General features: G+C 59.2%; 22 protein-coding genes and 3 pseudogenes. 12 read left to right on the forward strand and 13 right to left on the reverse strand.

Translation table 11 applies throughout. From position 1 onward, the window contains the following. Window positions 1–201 precede the first annotated feature (201 nt). The 3 genes from EEB11_RS20410 to EEB11_RS18345 all read right to left on the reverse strand — a co-directional run bounded on the left by EEB11_RS20410 (window position 202) and on the right by EEB11_RS18345 (window position 4,159). Window positions 202–684 (reverse strand): CAP domain-containing protein, encoded by a 483-nt coding sequence (locus EEB11_RS20410; protein ID WP_135433909.1) that lies wholly within the window; start codon window positions 682–684, stop codon window positions 202–204. A 125-nt stretch (window positions 685–809) separates the two neighbouring features. Then, window positions 810–2,306: a VPLPA-CTERM sorting domain-containing protein gene (locus tag EEB11_RS18340; protein WP_135433911.1), complete on the reverse strand. Its 1,497-nt coding sequence runs from the start codon at window positions 2,304–2,306 to the stop codon at window positions 810–812. A gap of 1,256 nt (window positions 2,307–3,562) precedes the next feature. After that, entirely contained in the window at window positions 3,563–4,159 is a 597-nt protein-coding gene (locus EEB11_RS18345; RefSeq protein ID WP_245298999.1) for a recombinase family protein, read from the reverse strand. Window positions 4,160–4,259: 100 nt separating this feature from the next. Here EEB11_RS18345 and EEB11_RS18350 point away from each other — a divergent pair, with 100 nt between their 5' ends. The 3 genes from EEB11_RS18350 (at window position 4,260) to EEB11_RS18360 (ending at window position 5,725) form a co-directional block, all read left to right on the forward strand. After that, entirely contained in the window at window positions 4,260–4,499 is a 240-nt protein-coding gene (locus EEB11_RS18350; RefSeq protein WP_245299000.1) for a hypothetical protein, read from the forward strand. A gap of 127 nt (window positions 4,500–4,626) precedes the next feature. Continuing rightward, window positions 4,627–4,935 carry a hypothetical protein gene (locus tag EEB11_RS18355; protein ID WP_167852812.1) on the forward strand — a complete coding sequence of 103 codons (309 nt, stop codon included), beginning with the start codon at window positions 4,627–4,629 and terminating at the stop codon, window positions 4,933–4,935. A gap of 157 nt (window positions 4,936–5,092) precedes the next feature. Beyond that, entirely contained in the window at window positions 5,093–5,725 is a 633-nt protein-coding gene (locus tag EEB11_RS18360; protein WP_135433915.1) for an NAD(P)-dependent oxidoreductase, read from the forward strand. Window positions 5,726–5,745: 20 nt separating this feature from the next. Here EEB11_RS18360 and EEB11_RS20495 read toward each other — a convergent pair. From EEB11_RS20495 to EEB11_RS18370, 3 genes and pseudogenes are all read right to left on the reverse strand, one after another. Beyond that, a pseudogene (locus EEB11_RS20495) lies at window positions 5,746–6,012 on the reverse strand (aminotransferase class V-fold PLP-dependent enzyme); the annotation flags it as partial. 60 nt (window positions 6,013–6,072) lie between these two features. After that, window positions 6,073–6,201, reverse strand: a pseudogene (locus EEB11_RS20500) (cysteine desulfurase); the annotation flags it as partial. A gap of 95 nt (window positions 6,202–6,296) precedes the next feature. Continuing rightward, window positions 6,297–6,941, reverse strand: a complete 645-nt coding sequence (locus EEB11_RS18370; protein WP_135433919.1) for an alternative oxidase — start codon at window positions 6,939–6,941, stop codon at window positions 6,297–6,299. A 179-nt stretch (window positions 6,942–7,120) separates the two neighbouring features. Here EEB11_RS18370 and EEB11_RS18375 point away from each other — a divergent pair, with 179 nt between their 5' ends. Both EEB11_RS18375 and EEB11_RS18380 read left to right on the forward strand, forming a co-directional pair. Continuing rightward, on the forward strand, window positions 7,121–7,336 hold the full coding sequence (locus EEB11_RS18375) for a hypothetical protein (protein ID WP_135433921.1): 216 nt from the start codon (window positions 7,121–7,123) through the stop codon (window positions 7,334–7,336). 68 nt (window positions 7,337–7,404) lie between these two features. Next, window positions 7,405–7,800: a dihydroneopterin aldolase gene (locus EEB11_RS18380; protein WP_135433923.1), complete on the forward strand. Its 396-nt coding sequence runs from the start codon at window positions 7,405–7,407 to the stop codon at window positions 7,798–7,800. Window positions 7,801–7,845: 45 nt separating this feature from the next. Here the strand turns inward: EEB11_RS18380 and EEB11_RS20140 are convergent, their stop codons facing one another. The 5 genes from EEB11_RS20140 to EEB11_RS18400 all read right to left on the reverse strand — a co-directional run bounded on the left by EEB11_RS20140 (window position 7,846) and on the right by EEB11_RS18400 (window position 11,617). After that, window positions 7,846–8,151 (reverse strand): hypothetical protein, encoded by a 306-nt coding sequence (locus EEB11_RS20140; protein ID WP_245299002.1) that lies wholly within the window; start codon window positions 8,149–8,151, stop codon window positions 7,846–7,848. Then, window positions 8,094–8,414, reverse strand: coding sequence for a pyridoxamine 5'-phosphate oxidase family protein (locus EEB11_RS20145; RefSeq protein WP_245299001.1), 321 nt, complete (start codon window positions 8,412–8,414; stop codon window positions 8,094–8,096). The genes EEB11_RS20140 and EEB11_RS20145 overlap by 58 nt, the downstream gene beginning before the upstream one ends. Continuing rightward, complete coding sequence (locus tag EEB11_RS18390; protein ID WP_135433925.1) at window positions 8,404–8,622, reverse strand: DUF2805 domain-containing protein; 219 nt, start codon at window positions 8,620–8,622, stop codon at window positions 8,404–8,406. Before EEB11_RS18390 ends, EEB11_RS20145 begins: the two co-directional genes overlap by 11 nt. A gap of 528 nt (window positions 8,623–9,150) precedes the next feature. Beyond that, window positions 9,151–10,617 carry an L-lactate permease gene (locus EEB11_RS18395; RefSeq protein WP_135433927.1) on the reverse strand — a complete coding sequence of 489 codons (1,467 nt, stop codon included), beginning with the start codon at window positions 10,615–10,617 and terminating at the stop codon, window positions 9,151–9,153. 1 nt (window position 10,618) lies between these two features. Further along, complete coding sequence (locus EEB11_RS18400) at window positions 10,619–11,617, reverse strand: 2-hydroxyacid dehydrogenase (RefSeq protein WP_135433929.1); 999 nt, start codon at window positions 11,615–11,617, stop codon at window positions 10,619–10,621. Window positions 11,618–11,839: 222 nt separating this feature from the next. On the opposite strand from EEB11_RS18400, the pseudogene EEB11_RS18405 reads away from it, so the two are divergent. The 3 genes and pseudogenes from EEB11_RS18405 to EEB11_RS18415 all read left to right on the forward strand — a co-directional run. Next, window positions 11,840–12,070: pseudogene (locus EEB11_RS18405) on the forward strand (transposase); the annotation flags it as partial. A 129-nt stretch (window positions 12,071–12,199) separates the two neighbouring features. After that, window positions 12,200–13,090: a tyrosine-type recombinase/integrase gene (locus EEB11_RS18410; RefSeq protein ID WP_135433931.1), complete on the forward strand. Its 891-nt coding sequence runs from the start codon at window positions 12,200–12,202 to the stop codon at window positions 13,088–13,090. Between the two features lie 12 nt (window positions 13,091–13,102). Next, window positions 13,103–14,296, forward strand: coding sequence for an IS91 family transposase (locus tag EEB11_RS18415; RefSeq protein WP_135433933.1), 1,194 nt, complete (start codon window positions 13,103–13,105; stop codon window positions 14,294–14,296). A gap of 447 nt (window positions 14,297–14,743) precedes the next feature. Here the strand turns inward: EEB11_RS18415 and EEB11_RS18420 are convergent, their stop codons facing one another. Beyond that, a complete protein-coding gene (locus tag EEB11_RS18420; protein ID WP_135433935.1) occupies window positions 14,744–16,435 on the reverse strand; it encodes a sensor histidine kinase in 1,692 nt (563 codons plus the stop codon). Then, a complete protein-coding gene (locus tag EEB11_RS18425; protein ID WP_135433937.1) occupies window positions 16,375–17,019 on the reverse strand; it encodes a response regulator in 645 nt (214 codons plus the stop codon). The genes EEB11_RS18420 and EEB11_RS18425 overlap by 61 nt, the downstream gene beginning before the upstream one ends. A 226-nt stretch (window positions 17,020–17,245) precedes the next feature. Here EEB11_RS18425 and EEB11_RS18430 point away from each other — a divergent pair, with 226 nt between their 5' ends. The 4 genes from EEB11_RS18430 to EEB11_RS19845 all read left to right on the forward strand — a co-directional run. Beyond that, window positions 17,246–17,536, forward strand: a complete 291-nt coding sequence (locus EEB11_RS18430; RefSeq protein WP_135433939.1) for a DUF4278 domain-containing protein — start codon at window positions 17,246–17,248, stop codon at window positions 17,534–17,536. Window positions 17,537–17,706: 170 nt separating this feature from the next. After that, window positions 17,707–18,417 carry a DUF1194 domain-containing protein gene (locus EEB11_RS18435; RefSeq protein ID WP_135433941.1) on the forward strand — a complete coding sequence of 237 codons (711 nt, stop codon included), beginning with the start codon at window positions 17,707–17,709 and terminating at the stop codon, window positions 18,415–18,417. A gap of 134 nt (window positions 18,418–18,551) precedes the next feature. Further along, window positions 18,552–19,163: a hypothetical protein gene (locus EEB11_RS18440; RefSeq protein ID WP_135433943.1), complete on the forward strand. Its 612-nt coding sequence runs from the start codon at window positions 18,552–18,554 to the stop codon at window positions 19,161–19,163. A gap of 73 nt (window positions 19,164–19,236) precedes the next feature. Continuing rightward, the coding region (locus EEB11_RS19845) for a hypothetical protein (RefSeq protein ID WP_435531123.1) at window positions 19,237–19,448 on the forward strand (212 nt) is incomplete at its 3' end.

A 19,448-nucleotide genomic window follows, 5' to 3' on the forward strand; every position in this document is an offset into this window, starting at 1 on the left:
ATTATTTGCTATGAAACAAGGGGTTGACAGCGATCATGAGAGCAGGCCGCTGAAAAAGTGCTGAAGCGCCTCGACTAGGTGCCGGAAACCGGGAAATCTGTCCAGAAACGGCACGTAGAACGCCGATTCCGGGCGGTTCTGGGTCAAAGACGGAACAGTTTTCGCCAAGAGGTGGGGTCAAAATCCTTTTTCAGCAGCCTGTTAGAGCGCGCCCCCGTTCATGACCCAGTGAAGCCGACCATCCTGCCCCACTGCGACAGCAACCCCCAAGTCGACGGTGCGCGGATCAAAAATGTTTTGCCGGTGCGATGACGAGAATAACCAAGCTCTTAGCACTCCATCGGGTGTTGCGTGACCTAGCGCCACGTTCTCTGTGACATGACGAAAGTCGTAGCCAACGCGCAGTGCGCGCGTGCCGGGAGAGCTGCCATCCGTTCCTCTGTGGCTGAGCCGGTTCTGACTGGCATTCTCGCACGCATGCCGTTGTGCGACATCGCTCAGCAGTCCAGACAGACGAAAGGGCCGCAAGCCCGCGCGGGCACGCTCTTGATTGATGTTTACGACCAGTTGTCGTGTCAGGTCAGCCGCACCTGTCGGCAGTGTGCATGCGGCCGCCGGCACGGCTGCTATCAGCACAAAAAACGCAAACGGAAGCAAACAGCTGATCAGTCGATCGACATTCATGGCCTGTGCAAGTTCTTTCGAAAATCTGCCGCTGCAGCGCCAAAGGAGCCTCCGTCCGAAGACCCTGTTTCAGCTTCCGCATTTTGCTTTTAATTGAGCCTTGGTCTTTCGACCAGTCGGAAAGGTTAGATTGCCTGTTTCTTTTCACCCGGATCAGCCCCGGGCTCGCGCAATGCAACAGGCAGCAGCCCTTGCCGACGCCGCGACATGGCGGCAAGACCGGACATCCCTGTCAATGCTCCCAGCATGAGCCAGATGCCGGCAGGCAGCGGAACGGGAGAAATATCACTGCCATCATCATGCCCGCCGTCACCCTCGCCGCCCGGCAAACCGCCGCCTGGGCCGTCATCGAAGCCCGACCCCGGCACGTTGCCAAAATTGCGCGGCTGCGTTCTGCCACGACCCAGTCCAAAGCCGCTGCTGCTGCCGAAGCCCGACAGGCCAAAGCCCGTCCGGAGGCTGCCCGCGTCCAACCCGGTGGCCGCTGCGCTGCCCGGGTTGGTTAACGCCAGCAGCGGGCTCGACCCGGTCGGACCGGAAAGCCCCAGCACCTCGAGATACGGTGCCAGATCCCCACGCGATTCAGATGTTCCCAGCACTCCGCATTCGGCGATGGTGTAGAGGTCGCTGCCCTTTTCAGACGAAACGCAGACCGGTGCTTCCATCACCGCATCGCCAAGGCACCCCTTCACCTTATTGGTCTGGTCTGGAAGATTGGTATCCGCAGCAAGGCTCACGCGGGCGCTGCCGCCTTCCGGGCGCAGCTCAGAGTCGAAGATGCCGGGGATATAGGCGCGCTGAACCATCCCCTGTTCGTCAAAAGCGACATAGACATCCTGCGTCTGCGAGAAAAAGCCGGTGACCGATGTCAGGCGTCCGAGATAGACACTCTCAGGTATGTCGCGCATCCGGCATTTTTCGAGCGCGTTTGGCGCTATGCGCGTCGCCGGATCTGGCCGCGCCACGAATTCCAACCGCAAACCTGTGACCGACTCGGGTAGCACGGGCTCGGACGGGGCATTGTCTGCTGAGACCAGCACGACAGCGTTTTGCGGATCACGCCCCGCCATGTCGTGCAGTGTGTGTCCGGTCAGTGACGGGCCTATCAGTGCCGGAGCACCGTCATCCTGATTGCCGCGCGCAAGCGGGGTGGCACCGAGAGGCGCTGAGAGACCGGCCACGCCAGCCTCGCTCAGTTCTTGCGCACGGAGCAACGCGTCGAGCGTGACGCGGCACGCATCCATGCCGGCCATATCCGGTGCTGTGATCTGATCGATGACAAGATGGCCGCTGTCGCTTGAAGTCGCACTCAGTTGCGGGATATCACCTCGCCGCAGCGCTTCAGCAAGCATCTCGGCATCGCTGCCGGTCAGCCAAAGACTGTCGCTGCTGGCTTCAAGACTGGCTGCAAGGTTTTGCATCTGCCCCCCGATGTTGAGGCTGATGGGTTCAGCGGGATCCGGAGAGTACTTCAGCTGAATACGAAAACCTACCGCGCGCCCTGGACGGGCGATGGCCTGGATCGAAGTGGCAGGACTGCGGATCACATCCTTGAAATCGACATTTGTCCCGTTGGCTTCGACATAGACCGACGATGCGATGGGCAAGGTCTGGCTCGCCACACAGGATGCACCGTTTCCGGTTGCAAGCAGACTTATATTGTCCCCATGCGAGTCGAGAAAGTTCTGGGCGATGGCACCCCCCCTCGGCACCGGAACGGCCTCCATTTGTACCGTAGCCGCGTGAGCTGACCCGGTCGCGATCAGAATGACACAAACACTTGCATGACAAGCGCTTGTCGCTAGGTCATTTAGGACTGACATTTCAAAAATCTTCTTTTTTTTCAGTTATTAACGTTGGGTGATTACCCGGCCATCATTACTGCTTCGGGCAAGTGGCCCGGATTGCGGTGCAAAGGCACGAACGTACCGAACGGCAACGGTGAGGCGGCACGTCTGCGCTTGCAGGCACCCTTATTGCGGGTGAAGCCAACCGGTTTGCCCGGCATGCTGAAAGCTCCGGACTGCGCAGCGGATGGTCTGCGGTCGCTCAACACCTCGGTAAAGGTTGAGGCGAATGAACCCGGAAAAGACAGAGCTTTTATGCCTGTCTGAAGACTGAGCTTGGAACACTGTGTAAACATTTGATGGCACCATGAAGCTGAACGCCAAATTAATGCCACATTTCAACCACAATCTCTAACGAAACGGCGTGAAGCGCATGCTATTCAACCATAGATTGTGCTTCCGTTTGCTGCGAGGACCTAATCCAGCGTTCCTCAAGATACTGAGCCGTTTTCCGAAAACAGTCCTTGTGCTGATGTATAACCTGGCCGTCGGATGAGAACGAATCACCAGTCATCACACAGGACTATTGAGAGCGGGCGATATCATGTCGCGCAATCTCGTGACCGTTGCTCCCGAGACGCCCCTGACAACCGTGGCCGAGCTCTCCAGCACCACGGCTTCACTGCACTGCCTGTGGATGATGGCGCAGACAAGTATCTTGGCCTGATTTATCAGATCCATCTCATCCAGCGCGGGCGCGATGATGCGGTGCGATTGAACCGCGGATTTGGCGCAGCCATGGCTCGGCTCATAGACCCGCAGCGCGCCATCCCTGTCCGGGCGGTAGACATCTTGAGCGGGACAACCCCTCGCGCGGTGCGGGCTACCCCCGTAGTCGACCTGTTTCGTCAGCAGACAGGCTGCTTTCTGCTGTAAGGGGACCGTACTGGCCAAAATGGCATGCCCAATTTTTCATATTACATCGGAAAACTAAATTGTGTAGTCTGAGAAATAGCTTTGAAAAACGCCGAAACCGAAGCATTATTCCCATTTTTTTCAGCGACGGATCAGGCAACGTGTTTTGTTCTCGGCTAACGCGGGCTCTGCGTAACTTGGAGCCCTGCCAGTCGCTCCTGCAACCCCCGCACATTCCCGACGCTCCAGTGCCCTCCGCGCCGCGTCCGGATCCCGCGTGCGGTCAGCTCCACCGCGATTGCACGAAGCGAAACGTGACCAGCAGCCCGGATGTCATCTAGCACCCGTGCCAGATCTTCAGCAAACGCGGCCGCATTCGCCGCGACCACCTTCCGCAGCGCCACACCGCCCTTGCCGACCCCCTTCAGAACCGCCGCCCCGCTCGGATTGCCCAGCTTCACACCCCGCGCTTTTGCGACGGCCAACGCTTCCTTCGTCCACCGCGAGGTCGCCTCACGCTCGGCCTGCGCTACCAATGCCATGGTGCCGACCGTCAGGCCATTAGCCTCTGGCATGTCGACGGCGTCAAACCTCACCCCACTGTCGCGCAGGGCAAGGAGGAACGCCGCATTGCGTGAGAGCCGGTCCAGCTTGGCAATCACCAGCGTCGCCCCAGTAACCTTGGCCTGGAGCAGCGCCTTGGCCAGTTCCGGTCGGTCTGCCTTGCGCCCGCTTTCCACTTCGGTGAACCGGGCAAGGATGTTGATTGCCACTGAGATTTGACCCGGCAGGGGCCAAAGTTGCCACTGAGAATTGACCCATATGCAAGCTTGCCCCGGCTTGAACCAGCTGGGGGCATATGGAGTGATCGACATGGGACTTTTGAAGGTTATCAGGACATGGGCGCTGCGAGACAAGATTCCCATTCGGGAGATCGCGCGGCGCGCAGTCATCGCGCGCAACACAATCAAGAAGTATTTGCGGGAGGGGATTGTTGAACCTGCGTTTCAGACGCCGGATCGTCCCAGCAAGCTCGACCCGTATGCCACTCAGCTGACTGCATGGCCTACGACAGACCAGCGCAAATCACGCAAAGATGTGCCTTCATTATAGCCCCAATCTTTGCCTAACTTGATCCACCCGGCTGGAACCACGGCGCTTCAACGCTATCTTGATGCATGAGCGCAGAATAAGCGTGGCCTGCGGTTATGCCTTTTCACCCAGAGACGGAACCAATGCCATGATTACAAACGTAAAAACCTTCATCATCCACGCGTGGAACTTTGTGTTTGACCACAACGTAAGCCCGCTGAGGCATATTCCTGATGTCAGCGTCCGGCACTATGTGCTGCAGGTGTTGGGCTTAATGTGGGCAGTCAGTTTTTCGGTCGCGATCGGAAGTTATACTTTTCTGGCTGCAAGCATCCTTGGACACTCCGTTCTCATTGCAGCAGCGGCCGTCACCGTGGCAACTTTTACAGTTGCTGCAAAGCGACCTAAACTGTTCATGCGCGGTGCGGGGCGTCGCTCTGATGGCGAACATGATTGATTTTTGCTACTTACCGGTCACAAGTTGAAATTGAAGATGGTTAGCGAAGGCACCTTGGGAAAGATTTGGGGCAAGGTATTTCAACAATACCCGATGGAGAACTGATCGAAATTCGAGCGAAAGATTCAATTGCTACACCGAAGCGGGGTAATACAACATGCGGATATTGATCATTGGTGCCAGCAAAGGCATTGGTCTTGAAACAACACGTCAAGCGCTCGCCGCAGGATATGACGTGCGCGCTTTGGCACGATCCGCAACATCAATAAATCTGTCTGATGCGAAATTGGGAAAGGTGCAGGGTGACGCTTTGAAACAGCAAGATGTAGAGGCTGCACTTGCCGGAGTTGATGCGGTCATCGTAACGCTCGGCGTCGGTTTGGGAGATTTGTTCAGGCCGGTGCATCTGTTCTCTGAGGCGACGCGTGTTCTGATAGCAGCTATGAAAGACAAGAGCGTCAATCGCCTGATTTGCATCACGGGCTTTGGAGCCGGGGATAGCCAAGCAAGTATTGCCCCGTTGCAAAGAATTCCCTTCAAGATTGTGTTTGGTCGCGCCTATGACGACAAGAGCCGTCAGGAGAAGCTCATCAAGGAAAGCGGTCTTGATTGGACGATTGCGCGGCCGGGCGTGCTGTTAAATGGTCCACGAACAGGGCGATACAAGGTCCTTCGCGAACCATCTGAATGGCGGAACGGGATCATTGCCCGCGCGAATGTCGCGGATTTCCTTGTCAAGCAAATCGAGGATCGCAGCTTCATCGGCGCAGCACCTGTTCTGGTCAACTGATCAGGGTCGTTCGACGGCGGTCAGGCAAACAAGTCATGCGCCAGCTCCAGCGCATCTATAAACACGTCAACCTCGGCACTTGTGTTGTACACGGCGAACGAGGCGCGGCAGGTGGCATTCAACCCCAAGTGCGCCATCAACCGCCCGGCGCAGTGCTGGTCTGCACGCACCGCGACCCCCTTCTTGTCGAGGATGGTCGATATGTCATGCGGATGCGCCGCGCCCTGCATCGAGAAAGAGAAAATCGGGGCTTTGTCGGGCGTGGTACCTTGCACCGTGATCAAATTAAATCCGTCAAGGGTATGCAGACCGCGATGCACATTGGCGTATCCCTGAGAATAGGCGGTGGAGATGGCATCAATAACGACTTGCGGCTTCTGGGCCGAAGCGCCGTTGTCCAGATAAACCAATGGCTTGCCATTGACCCGCCGCGACAGAATTGGAAAGTCGCGGCGGATCATTTCCACATCAAGCATGGCTGCAATTCCTTTGAACTTCTGTGATCAGCGACTTCGGCTTGATCGCTGGGGTCTCCCGATCGCATTCAGGCAACCGCACCTGCGCACTCAGCTCAGGAATGTGCGCCTTTGGCGATCTGGTTGGCGAAGTGATGGTTGGTGTCGCGGTGATGCGCCTCATCTGCGCGCACGACGATCACCACATCGCGCAGCCGCGCGGTCGACGGCAAGTTCCAGTACTTTAGCGCAATCTGCGGTGCCGGTACGTTTTCAACCCGACCGGAATCGATCTCTTCGAGGTAATGGGTGTAGCTGATCACCGCCTCTTCCTCGAGGTAACCGACAACCCGGTGGGCCGTCTTGGGCGCCAGGAGGTAGAGAAAGAAGTACAGGTTATAGAACACGGCCTGCGCCACCATGATGAGCGTTCGCTCCAGCCGACTTGGCTGCGCAATCTGGATGAAGGTCATCAGGTGCATGCGCTCGTTGTCCGCCTCTTCGATCAATTCCTTGATCCAGCCCTGATCGTCGCGAATGTGCCGGATCGCGCGAAGGTGCTGCAGCAGGCCGCCAACCATCCCCGGAACTGCGGCGACGGTTTCAAGCACCACGGCGCGGTGCCCATAGCGTTTTGCGAAGAACCGATCCGCGAAAACCCGCATCGTCTTGACCACACCGAGTGCAATTCGGTCATTAATGCCGGTCGGCGCGTGGTGGATGTTCAGGGTGTCAGCTGTGAAGTCGTGACTGTGTTTCATGGCGTTTCATTTCATTTCTGATGTCTCAGATATAGGCAGACGCATTGCTGTTTCATCTGCACGGGATGTGGCAAAACAGCCAGAAGTTGGGTGTGGCTGCCGATCACAACGGCGGTCGCCGTCCTTGATATCGGATGCGCCGTGCTTGCCGACTGACAGGGGGCATCTATAGTCTGTTTATGTCCAAGCGAACGTCACCATCTGACGCAGGAAAGATATCGGTCGCCGCCGATCTGGAAGAGCTTGTGCAGGACAAGCGTGAGGGTTGGCGCGCGTCCGGTGCGAAGGCCCGTAGACGCCAGAGGCGCTACAAAGCCCTGCTGACACAGCAGCTTCTGAAGCTGGGTCCAACCGCTGCGGGCGAAGCAGCACTGGATGATGACGCGCAAGTATGATTTCCGTGTGGGTGACGCGGCCTTGTCCGGCCGTTCCTGCACCCCGAACAGAAAACGGAGGCCTGGCCTTGCCATCACAGAGTTACGTCGAACTGAAAGACCTGCAGATCGCTGTGCGGATCGGGACTTACGGTCCGGATGATGTTGTACCAGATGCGCATCTGCTGGATCTGACCCTGACGATTGCGCCGCATCTGGTGATGGTTCCGCGGGATGAAATGGCGCTTGTGTTCGACTATGATCCGTTGATCCGGCACATCGACACGCTGGCGCGTGCCCACCACTATGAGACTCAAGAGCGGCTGGTGACATGCATCGTCGAAGCCTGCGCCGGGTATCCCCAGATCGAGGCGTTGGACATCTGCCTGCGCAAGCGGCCGGTTCTGTCCGGGACCGGCACGCTTGGAGTGCGTTTGATCGTTGATGGCGAAGCGATGGCCGCGCTGCGCAACGCCATAGCCTGAAGCGTGCAGTCGCTGTGAAAGCCGCCGTTTCAAGCGTTGCGAATCTCAGGGTGCAAGCCACATCCCCGCCCAATCATCGTCGCGGTCAAACCATGCGCGGCGATGGTACGGGCCAAGATGCAAGGCGTCTACGGTTGCCACCGCGAGCCGCAAGATGACAAAGGACGCCGGTTCGGCGGCTTTCGTGTAATCCAGCGCTTGTGCGATGGGCTGGCCGGGTGCCGGGTTGCTGCCGTAAGACAATCGCGAACCTGCCGGCACGCTCGCCCAGATCGCCGCCACATCCGGACCGGTCAGAAGTGTGACGTGAACCTCCAGCCGCAGTTGCAGATGGGCCGAGGCGTCCCACACATGAACGCTGCAAAAGGTGTGACGCGCAAATCTCCGACCTTGGCTGACCGCAGATCGGTATGAATATCCAGCGTGCCCGCCGACTTGTAGGCCGCGCGCAGGACGACCGCGTAAGCCTTCGGCCTGCCTCCTGGAAAAACAGTAGCCAATTTCGGGTGCCGGGCCGGGGCATGCCGGTCGTGAACACCGCGGGTCAGGCGTGCCCATACCTCGGCATACAACTGCGACAGATCGCAGGCCCAGGGATGGGAGTCAGCCTTCATTTGAAAATTCGCGCCGGTCGGCAAAAGCGCGCACACGTCTGCGCCAGGCGCGATAGCTGCCGGATTTCAGGCTTTGTCGCATCAATGCCTTTACCTCGTCTGGCCCTAGCCCGTGCAGAGTGCGGATCTGGTTGAAGCTTGCATGATCGCTGAGCGCCATCTCGATGATTTCGCCAAGTGTCGAAAGGTCAAGGAGTTGGCTTTTCATAGGCTTGGAGGTGTCTTTGCCGCATCACAAGTCGAGCTCGCCGTACTACCGGGGCCGTTCATGCAGCATGAGACTTCGGCCTTGATGCGCGGCGGAGTGGCACTGTGCAGTTTTGTCACCTTTGAACACCTGCTGGAGGGACAGTTGGATTTCCCAGCCATGAAGCCATATCTCGAATGCGGTCGTAAGCTCGTGTTCCGTCTGTATGGTCCATGGCATGCGACGCGAAGTGGATTTGGTTCTGCCAACAATACCCGATCGGCATAAGCCCAGTCTCCTCGGTGCGCGCTGGCCCGCGACCTACCCACTCGGCTTGCGGCGCATTAGCGCAGTCAGCACGTTCTAGACGTTCGGTGGATCAGCCCTCGACGTTTCAGCACGCGAGTGTGGGTGGAAAACTGATCAATGCAGGTGAAGTACATGGAATATCTGGCTAGACAGAGCTTTCATGGTCACTTTTCGACCCGGCAAACTTGGCGTCTTCCGCGGCGATGCTACCAATTACTTTTTTGTTGATGCCAAACAATGTCAGAACAGATGTGATCCGATGAATACAATGATCCCGGCACAGGCGGTGTAGGTCAAAACCGGCATCAGGGTGCGGGCCAACACCTCTCCGTCACGTCCTGAAAGGCCGACGGTCGCTGCGCCCGCAATGATGTTGTGTGGCGCAATCGCATTTCCGATGGCTGCCCCGACCCCTTGGGCCGCGGCCATCAACACCACCGGCAGGTCGAGCGCGCGCGCCGTTGCGGCCTGAAAGTCTGTAAACAGAATGTTCGAGGCTGTGGCCGACCCACTGACAAAAGTGCCAAGCACGCCGATGAACGGCGAAAGCAGCGGCCAAAGCGCCCCGGCCTGTGACGCAGCACCGGCAAGCTGGGCAATCAGGCCACCATGCACCATCAAGCGCGCCAGGGCGAGCATCATCAGCAGCGCCAGTGCCACAGGTGCGAGCCTGTGCAGGGCTGCACCTAGCGCCGGCCACAACAATGCCGCACGCCCGGTCACCAAGGCTGCAATTGCCAACCCCACTGCCAGCAGGGTGCCGGGGTGATAGAAGGGCGCGAAACCTCCCGAAAAGCCCGACCACTCCCACCCCAACCACAGGCTGGACAAGCCGCCCTGGACCGGCGGGACCAGCCGTGTCAGCAGGACCAGCGCGACAATCAGCAGATACGGAGCCAGATCGCTTAACCGCCACTTGGCCTCATCACTCTGCGTCAGGTGCCGGGACCGCATCACGCCGGCAAAGAGCGCCCCACCGATCAGGGCGCCCCCCAGCGTGGGCAATTCGGGCCCGGCCAGCATCGCCAGCAGCAGCGCGGGGATCAGGAAACACAGGGCCGCAAGCAACGCTATCCCCACATGCCTGCGTGTCAGTGGCCCATCAATCGCCAGACGCATCACCCAAAGCGACAGTACGCAAAGAGGGAGGGCATGCACCGTCATGGTCAGCGCTGCAACCTGCGATCCGGGCAGGCCGAGCAGGCCCATCTGCGCCAGTGCCGGCGTGCCGATTGCCCCGAAGGACACACCGGCCGCATGACCCAGAAGCGCCAGCGTCACGGCTCGGACCGGCGTAAAGCCAAGCCCGACCAGAAGCGGGGCCGCCAGGGCAACAGGTGCCCCGAACCCTGCTGCCCCTTCCATGAACAGCCCGAAGAACCACGCAATCAACAGGGCCTGAACCGCGCGGTCATCGCTGAGCCGCGTCAGGGCAAGGCGTATCCGTTCCAAAGCGCCGGACCGCGACTGCACCTCGTATATCACCAGCGCAGGCAGGATGATCCACAGGATGGACAGCGTGCTGCTTGCGGCCTCTGCGGCGACCCCGGCAACCATTACGGTGCCACCAGAAGAACTGTTGCCACCCCAGATCACCGCCAGTGCCACACAAAGCCCGGCCGTCCCGGCAAGCGCTGCACGCCAGTGCAGAAGGGCCATCGTCAGGACCACAACAATGATTGGCAGGGCAGCCAGTGCGGTTGGCATCTCAATCCAGACGCGAAACCGGATGGAGCGGCAGCCCACTCTCCCGAAAGGCCGCAATATTGGCGATTGTGGTTTCGGCAATCGCCTCCAGCGCCTCACGCGTGAAAAAGCCCTGATGACCCGTGATCAGCACATTGGGAAAGGTCAGCAGCCGCGCAAAGACATCATCAGGAATGAAACTGTCCGAAAGATCCTCGAAGAACAGATCGCCTTCCTCTTCGTACACATCCAGCCCAAGCGCGCCGATCTGCCCCGATTTCAGCCCGCGGGTCACGTCGCGGGTGTCAATCACCGCCCCGCGCGAGGTATTGATCAACATGGCACCCGGCTTCATAGCCGAGATGGCCGTGTCATTGATCAGATGATGCGTTGCAGGGGTAAGCGGGCATTGCAGCGTTATGATGTCAGAGCGGCTCAGAAGCTCCTCCATGGGAACGTAAGTGACACCCAGGGCCTCGCATTCGACGCTGGGCTGGGGATCGCTGGCCAGAACCTCGCAGCCAAAGCCCCGCAGGATGCGCGCCAGAACCGTTCCAATCAGCCCGGTGCCGACAATGCCTGCCACCTTGCCATGCATGTCAAAGCCCATCAGCCCATCCAGCGCAAAGTTTCCTTCGCGCACCCGATTATAGGCGCGATGCGTCTTGCGATTCAGCGCAAGGATCAGCGCGACCGTATGTTCGGCGACGGCATGTGGGGAATAGGCCGGCACACGGGCCACCGAGAGTCCGGCAGAGCGCGCCGCAATCAGATCGACATGGTTGAAACCGGCCGAGCGCAGCGCGATCATCCGCACGCCCAAGGCAGCCAACTCGACGACTACCTCGGCGCTCAGATCATCATTGACGAAGGCACAGACGACCTCTGCGCTTGCCGCCAGCCGGGCGGTGTCCCTGTTCAGGCGCGCTTCGTGAAAGGTCAACTCCAGCGCCTGCCCCTTTGCGGCAAGGCTCAGGAAGGACCGATCGTGGGGCTTGGCACTGAACACATCGACACGCATTGCAAACCTCGGCTTTTTTGATGGGGTTCGACACCCTGCCAGATTTCTTTAGCAAACTTTTCCCACCTCTGCACCGGCATGAAGCACAGGGCGGGACATCAATCTGTCTGAGCGTTCTGACTGTTGAAGGACAGAGGTGGTTCCGGAAATCTGAACAGCCGGGATAAGTGGATTTTCCGCGCCACAGCGGCTTGATGCTGCAAGCGAGGAGACGACCATGGCAAGCGACCACGCCGGAGCCACAGCCCGGCATTTAAGGCGAAAGTGGCGTTGGCGGCGATCAAGGGGAAGAAGACCATGATCAAGCTGGCACAGGATTTCGACGTCCATCCGAACCAGATCAAGCAGTGGCGCGACCAGTTGCTCGAGGGCGCGACCGGGGTGTTCGGTGAAGCCCCGAAAGCCAAGCCGGAACCGACCATCGATGTGAAGACCCTGCATGCGAAGATCGGGAGGACTAAGCCGCTCCGCGGCATTGGCGCCTGTTGCTGGCGTTCGGTTCCCAATTCAGCGTTGCTCTTTGTGTGAGGCATTTCTGGGCTGACGATGTGGATCTTCCCGCCCGTCAGACAGGAGGTTTCGATGAAGGAGGAGAAGACCACCCCGCTGCGCCAGCGGATGATTGAGGACATGCATATCCGTGGGCTGTGCGAGAAGACTCAGCAGGGGCACATCCGCTGCGTGAAGCATTTCGCGTCTTTCCTTGGGCGATCTCCGGATACAGCCACGCCAAAGTATCTGCGGGCCTATCAGCTTCAGATGACGAAGGACCTGGTGTCGGCCACCACATTCAATGTGCGCATCATTTCGCTGCGGTTCTTTTTCGGCGTCACCTGCGGGCGCGAGGAGATGAAGCGATACATGCAGTTCCATCGCCAGCCTCGGAAGTTGCCGGTGGTGCTGAGCGTGGAGGAGGTCGCAAAGCTTCTGGCCTCGGTGCCGGGGCCCGGATTGAAGTATCGGGCAGCCCTTGGCATCAGCTACGGGGCGGGGCTGCGGGCCTCGGAGGTCTGCAACCTCAGGGTCCGCGACATCGACAGCCAGCGCATGCTGATCCATGTCGACCAAGGTAAGGGCAGCAAGGACCGACAGGCCATGTTGTCGCCCAGCCTGCTGGAGGTGCTGCGGCTATATTGGCTTGAGTCCCGGCCCGAAGGCTGGCTGTTTCCAGGCCTGCCTAAGATATCGCCTCTGTCTCCCCGACAACTGAACCGAGCCTTCATGGCGGCCAAGGATATGGCGGGGATCACGAAGCCAGCGACCCTGCACACACTGCGCCACAGCTTCGCCACTCATCTGCTCGAGGCCAACACCGATGTGCGGATCATCCAGGTGCTGCTGGGGCATGCCAAGCTCAGCACCACGGCGCGTTATACCCATGTCGCCACCAAGACGATCCAGAGCACCGTCAGCCCCTTCGAACAGATGAAGCTCGTTCAGGATCGGGTGCTCCGATGCGACGGGCCGAATTGACGCCGGGGCTGCGTGCCTCGGCCATCGCTGGAACTGGCTGACATCTTCCGCACCCATGGTCCGGCGTGGCGACGGGCCAATGCAGGGCATGTCAGTCTGACCCAGCTGAAGGTGATGTCGGCGATCGAGGCCTGCCGGACTGAGGCGCTCGGCGGGCATGTGGCTGGGTGCGCCAGCTGCGGCCATCAGCACATCGCCTACAATTCCTGCAAGAACAGGCATTGCCCCAAATGCCAGGGACCGGCGGCGCGGGACTGGATGGCCGCGCGCGCCGAGGATCTGCTGCCCGTGGAGTATTTCCACGTCGTCTTCACCCTGCCGGCCGGAATCGCGCAGATCGCCTTCTGGAACAAGAAGGCGGTCTATGACCTGCTGTTCCGCGCCTCGGTCGAGACGGTTCTGACCCTTGCCGCTGATGCCAGACGCCTTGGCGCGCGGCTCGGCATGACGGCGGTGCTGCACACCTGGGGCTCGGCGCTGACCCACCATCCCCACATCCACATGATCGTCCCCGGCGGCGGCCTGTCACCCGACGGCACAAGATGGCTGCCCTGCCGCCCGGGCTTCTTCCTGCATGTGCGGGTTTTGTCGCGGTTGTTCCGGCGCCTGTTTCTTGAGGGGCTTCTCGCATTGCACCGCGCCGGGGAACTCGCCTTCTTCGGCGACCTGGTGAACCTTGCGGACCCCGCCAGCTTCACCACCTGGTTGGCCCCGTTCCGCAAATCCGAATGGGTGGTCTATGCCAAGCCCCCCTTCGACGGCCCCGAGGCGGTTCTGGCCTATCTCAGCCGCTACACCCACCGCGTCGCCATATCGAACAACCGCCTTGTCAGCGCCGAAGCCGGGACCGTGGCGTTTCGCTGGAAGGACTACCGCATCAAGCAGGGCGACCGGCAAAAGGTGATGCGCCTCGCCACCGACGAGTTCATCCGCCGGTTCCTGATCCATGTCCTGCCCGACGGGTTCCACCGCATCCGGCATTACGGCCTGCTGGCAAGCGCCAGTCGCAGGGCCAATATCGCGAAGATCCGCGCCCTGCTCGGGGTGCCGCAACCCTCATCGGCGCCGGACAGGCTGGCTGAGCCCGCACCCCTGACCCTGCGCGAACCATGCCCCTGTTGCGGCGCTCCGATGCGGATCATCGAGATCTTCCTGCGCGGGCAGACGCCGCGATCACGGGCACCGCCGCGGGAGCAGGCCGCATGATGAAACGCCCATCTCTTCGCCTGATCCGCCGCCGGTGCCTGCCAGGGACCCGCGTGGGCCCGATTTGCTCGCAGCAGACCGGATCGCCAAATTCGGCAGACGGTCGCCCGTTTTCGAGGCTCAAACCAGCGGCAAGTGCCGGAAAAAGCCAGGCTGTCGCTGCGCACCCCGAACTCCAGTGGCCGTTTGTCGGCCATGTGGACCACACCCTCGGCGCTCTTTCTCCATAGGCACCGCCTCGCCCCCCGCGGCTTCGTCCTTCCGAGGTTTGTCAACGTGGACCGCCAACGCCCGGCGGCGACCGTTGCGCTGCGGTCCACGTCGAAAAACCTTCAGGAAAGGAGACCGATGCAGTTGCAGCGTGGCTGCTCCAGCATTCCTCGAAGCGGACACTCAAACACACCGCAGCATTTTTCAACAGCAATCGACCGATAGGTCTTGTTCCAGTCATTCGCTGCGACCGCACCTCGAAACAATCAGTGAGATTGAGGCCCCCTTCACTGCATCCAAGATCGCCATCTGGCCACCATCGCGCTCCAAAGCCTCTTGGGCGAGAAAAAGCCCGATGCCATTAGAACGCTTCGATGTCGCGATCGGTCTCGAAAAAAGCTGGTTAGCAACTGATCTGGGAATGCCGGGACCTTCGTCGGAAACGATGTAGTGCAGGGCGGCATTATCAAGTCGAGCGTCGATTGTTATCTTCCCGCCAACGGGTGATGCGGCGATCGCGTTCTCGATTACGACTTCGAGCGCGAGAAAGGCGGAGGCACCATTTATAGGCGCGTTCGAGTCGAAGGCATTTCCCTTCCTCACGACAAGTAGGCCCTTTTGTTCGATCGCCAAACGCTGCAACCGCAGGATACGGTCGATCGTCTCGAGGACCGATAATTCGCTGGGGGCGGTTCCAGCCCCGCCAGTCAGGTGTACCTTCAGCCGATCCAGGATCTCATCACAAGTCGATACGGCCAGCTTGAGGACACGCTCTACCGCCTGAAACTCTGTGGGCGTATTGGGCCTAGTCGCAATCGCTGTATCAATCGCGCCCCTAACCCCGGATAGCGGCGAATGCAGATCGTGAACCATCAGCGTATCGATCACATCACGTTCCGCCAGCAGCCGGTCGACATACAATAGCCTCAGCCGTGCGGTCCGCTGCAATTCCCATCGGTAGTCGGCGGCTTCGTTGAGGGAGGCTTTGAGAAGATAGCAGACACCCGCAGTGATCGCGATGAAGACCTGGAGGAAGGTCAAAGATTGCCATGCCGTGTCGGCAGGAAAGGCCGCAAAGCCACGCATGGTCCCGGCGACCGCCATGGCCATGGTGAGGACCAGTACAACGAACAATTCGCGCTCCCCGTAGCGGAAGCAGACCAAGATAAGAGCGGGCCATATCATGTACGCACTTGGCCATCCGGCCAGAACCTTGACCAAGCCGGCGCCAACCAAGGCTTCCAGGAGGAAGACGAGCAAAAGCAGGGTCGCGATGAACTCGGCGGGCCTGATCGGCGGAGATCGGAGACGATCCCCCCGCAATAGCCACAGCACAGACGGCACCACGATGAGTGCGCCTGTCGCATTTGCGAAGTACCATGTGACGAAGATATCGGAGGGCGCGGCATCGGTAGTATCGAAGGCCCATATCGCTGTTGTCCCGATCCCCGCACTGACCGCAGCTGGGAACGCTACTACGAGGCCAAGAAAGATGATGGTCGTGCGGGGATTGGCAAGCGGCTCGTCCTTGACGACACGCCTTATGGCGTAACCGCCGACCAGAGCTTCCAACACGTTGGCTGTGGCAATCGTCGCGCTCGCTGCTACGGCAGGCAAATATTCCGCTCCGGCCTCGTTGGAGAAAAACTGTATGTTATTGACCATGAGCGATCCGATCAGAACCGAAGGAGCTGCACGGATGCCGAAATGCGCGACCAGAGCTATGGCAAGTCCGGACGGGAGCCAGACAGCGGCGGTCGAAAGATGCAGGCTTGCCGTCTGAAGAGAAAGCTGCGCGATGAGGACATAGCCCAGTACCGCGCCAAGCCCGTTGCCCACAGTCCAGTCTGAACGGTTCAGCCTGAGCCTCACCACTTTTCCGCCAAGAGCCGCGACAAAAGCGCAGTCATTTCCCGCGTCGATCGACACCCCAGTTTTCGTCGGATTGTGTCGCGCTGTGCTGAAATGGTTTTGATGCTTTTGCCGAAATGTTCAGCGATTTCACGGGCAGATTGCCCTCTTGCGAGGAAAGTCAGGAGGTCGACTTCTCGAGGCGTGAGGCCAAATGGTTGGAGCGGCGCTGTCATTGGTCGGGTAACCGTCGTTACCTCCTGAGGGCGCCGGACGGACTTTCCACGCAGTGCTCCAGCAATCTGCGACAGGACTTCGTTGGGCGAGTCGGATTTCTCGCAATAGTGTAACGCGCCTTCGGCCATGCAAGCCTGCGCGAAGTGTGTCGCTGGCATAGAGCTGAAAATGACGACATGGGTGTTCGGCCAGGCGATGCGACAGTCGGAGATCGAGAATACACCAATCTCTTTTCCGATCACCAGATCGAGGATCAAAACGTCTGGTTCCAGCTGTTCCAGCCGCGATGCCGCCGCCGGGAGGCTTGGTGCGGTCCCCACCCAATCAAACGCCGGCGATTTCAGCGTCGCCAATTCGAAACCTGCGCCGATCACTGGATGATCGTCGACGAGAAACAGGGTCCAAGGGCGTGCGAGTGGAATCATACAAAAATACAATGTGATTCTGCCCTGCGTTGTCCACGCCGCGATGCAAATTTAAGTTCCAGTCCTATGGTTCCAACGCGATTTCTGCGCTTGAGTGGTGACGAGCTGACCTTACGGAAGCCCGGATGCTTGAAAACATGGCAACAACTACTGCTCTGCCTATTAATGATGCTTTCATGTAGGCGGAGGTCAGCCAGACGCTCAAAACAAAGTAAAGGATTGTCCAATGACCAATCTGATTTACCGCGGAATGAAGCATGACGGAGAACGCACGGCCATTTCTCACAAGCCGCGGAACCTGATCTACCGCAGTGTCGCGCATGACGGCCTACCCACGGCTGCCATGCCTGTCCGCAATAGTCATGCCGATTTATGCTATCGGGGCATTTGTTATACACTCGCGGCCAATGGCGACGTGTTATCTGGCGCTCAGACACTTTCGGACATCGTTGTTAGGCGCGGGAAAGAAGCGAGCATTCTAGAACTTCCAAACAATTCCGCAACAACGCGCAGTTAACCCTAGGTCATGTTTACAGATTGCACCGAAGGCCCTGCGGTTACCGATGGCTGTGCGCCCCTCAAGAAGATGGCCAGCCGTATTTGGCACATCGGCGCCGCAAGGCCGCACGCTTCGAGTGCACTGTCGGCAATGTTCGGTTTTAACATGTGGAGGACGCTTTGAAACGCATGCACTTTTCTGCGTTGGCTGTGGTATTTGCCCTGACAGCCGCTTCGACACAAGCCAAATGTGCCGATGTGGCGCTGGTGCTAGCCATTGACGCGTCGGGCAGTATTTCGGATGCGGACTTCTATGTGCAAACGGCGGGGTACTATGCGGCGCTGAACCATCCCGAGGTGCTTGCCTCGCTCAAAGCTGCCGGAACCGTCGATCTGGCGGCAGTATTTTGGGCAGACAGCGCGTTCAAGCCGCAGGTGATCGGGTGGCACCGGATCGAACAGGCTGCCGATGCACGGCATTTTGCAAAGCAGCTTGTCGCGGAAACCAGAGTTGTTTCGGGCAGTACCGACATCGGTGTCGGGATCAACGCCGCCCTTGATCTATTCCAGCAGCCGGGCCGTTGTGCGGATCGCGCGATCATCGACATCTCAGGCGACGGGCGGGCCAGTGTCTTTGCACGCCGCCCCAACCACGGGGCTTTGGCTCCGTCGCGCAAGCGGGCGCTGGATCTGGGCGTTGTCATCAATGCACTGGCAATCACTACGGAATATGTGGGGCTCGGTGACTACTACGCCAAATATGTCGCGGGCGGCATTGGATCTTTTGTCATAGAGGTCGACAGTTTCGAAACCTTCCACCTTGCGATTACCCGAAAAATCGCGCGCGAGCTGTTGTCAGGGGTGGTGCGCGACGGGCCAGAGCGGCAAGCGCCGGGATAATGGCCAGGCCTCCCACGCCGGAGCGAAGGCCTTGCTTCGGAGGGAAATGCCAAACGAGTTGCGCCCAGTGTGATTGCTGCCTTTGTTCACCTCAGGGGCCGCCAAACGAAGGATCCGGAATGATAGGAGACTCTATGGAGCTTGCAGATCTTCTAGGTTGGGTGGCTGTTCTGTTTACGCTGACAGCCTTCTCGATGCGGACCATGTTGCCGCTCAGAGCGGCAGCCATCGGAGCCAACTTCTGCTTTATTGGTTTCGGCTATCTGGAAGGAGCGTTTCCGATCCTAACACTGCATGCCATTCTCCTACCCTGCAATATGACGCGTCTCCGGCAAATTATTCTGGCAAACCGTGAATTAGACCGGAAAATCGAGAACGGTCGACAGGTTGAAATGGCCTCCGTCTGCCGGCTCACTCGGCATGAATCGGAATACACGGATGGGGTCGAGGTCGTCGCGAGTGTAGATCAAGGATCCAATGAAATTGCATTGGGTCTCTCCGCCGCTCGCCCCAGAAAGAATGAAGCGCAAGAAGTCGCCGACCTGCGGTCCGAAGTCGCCGTTCTGCGCAAACAGCTTCAACAGTTAAAATTGGATCAGGCAATGCTCAAAAACACAGCGACAATCACTGCTCTGCTTGTTCCTGCCGATGCCCAGTTGGAAGCGGCTGGCCAAATGCTCGTTCATGGCCAGAGGCAGGGTCAGGCAGATGCTCAAGAAAGTCCGTCAAGCCGAGGGATGTCATAGGGTTCTCGCCGAATGGACTTGACGACNTCAAGAAAGTCCGTCAAGCCGAGGGATGTCATAGGGTTCTCGCCGAATGGACTTGACGACCTTGTTGACCTACGCGACTGCCCACGCTTTAGTGACTGTGGCACCTGGCCCGATCATGGCGGTGGTCATCACACGAACTCTCACGTCCGATATCGGCGGGGCGGCCGGCTTCACGGCTGGGGTGTGCGTTGGGAAGTTATTCGCAATTATTGCCATTTCTCTTGGCCTCGGGGTGTGGGCCGCCGACGATGCACAATG

The sequence above is a fragment of the Pseudotabrizicola sediminis genome, assembly GCF_004745575.1.
In the GTDB taxonomy this organism is placed as follows: Bacteria; Pseudomonadota; Alphaproteobacteria; order Rhodobacterales; family Rhodobacteraceae; genus Pseudotabrizicola; species Pseudotabrizicola sediminis.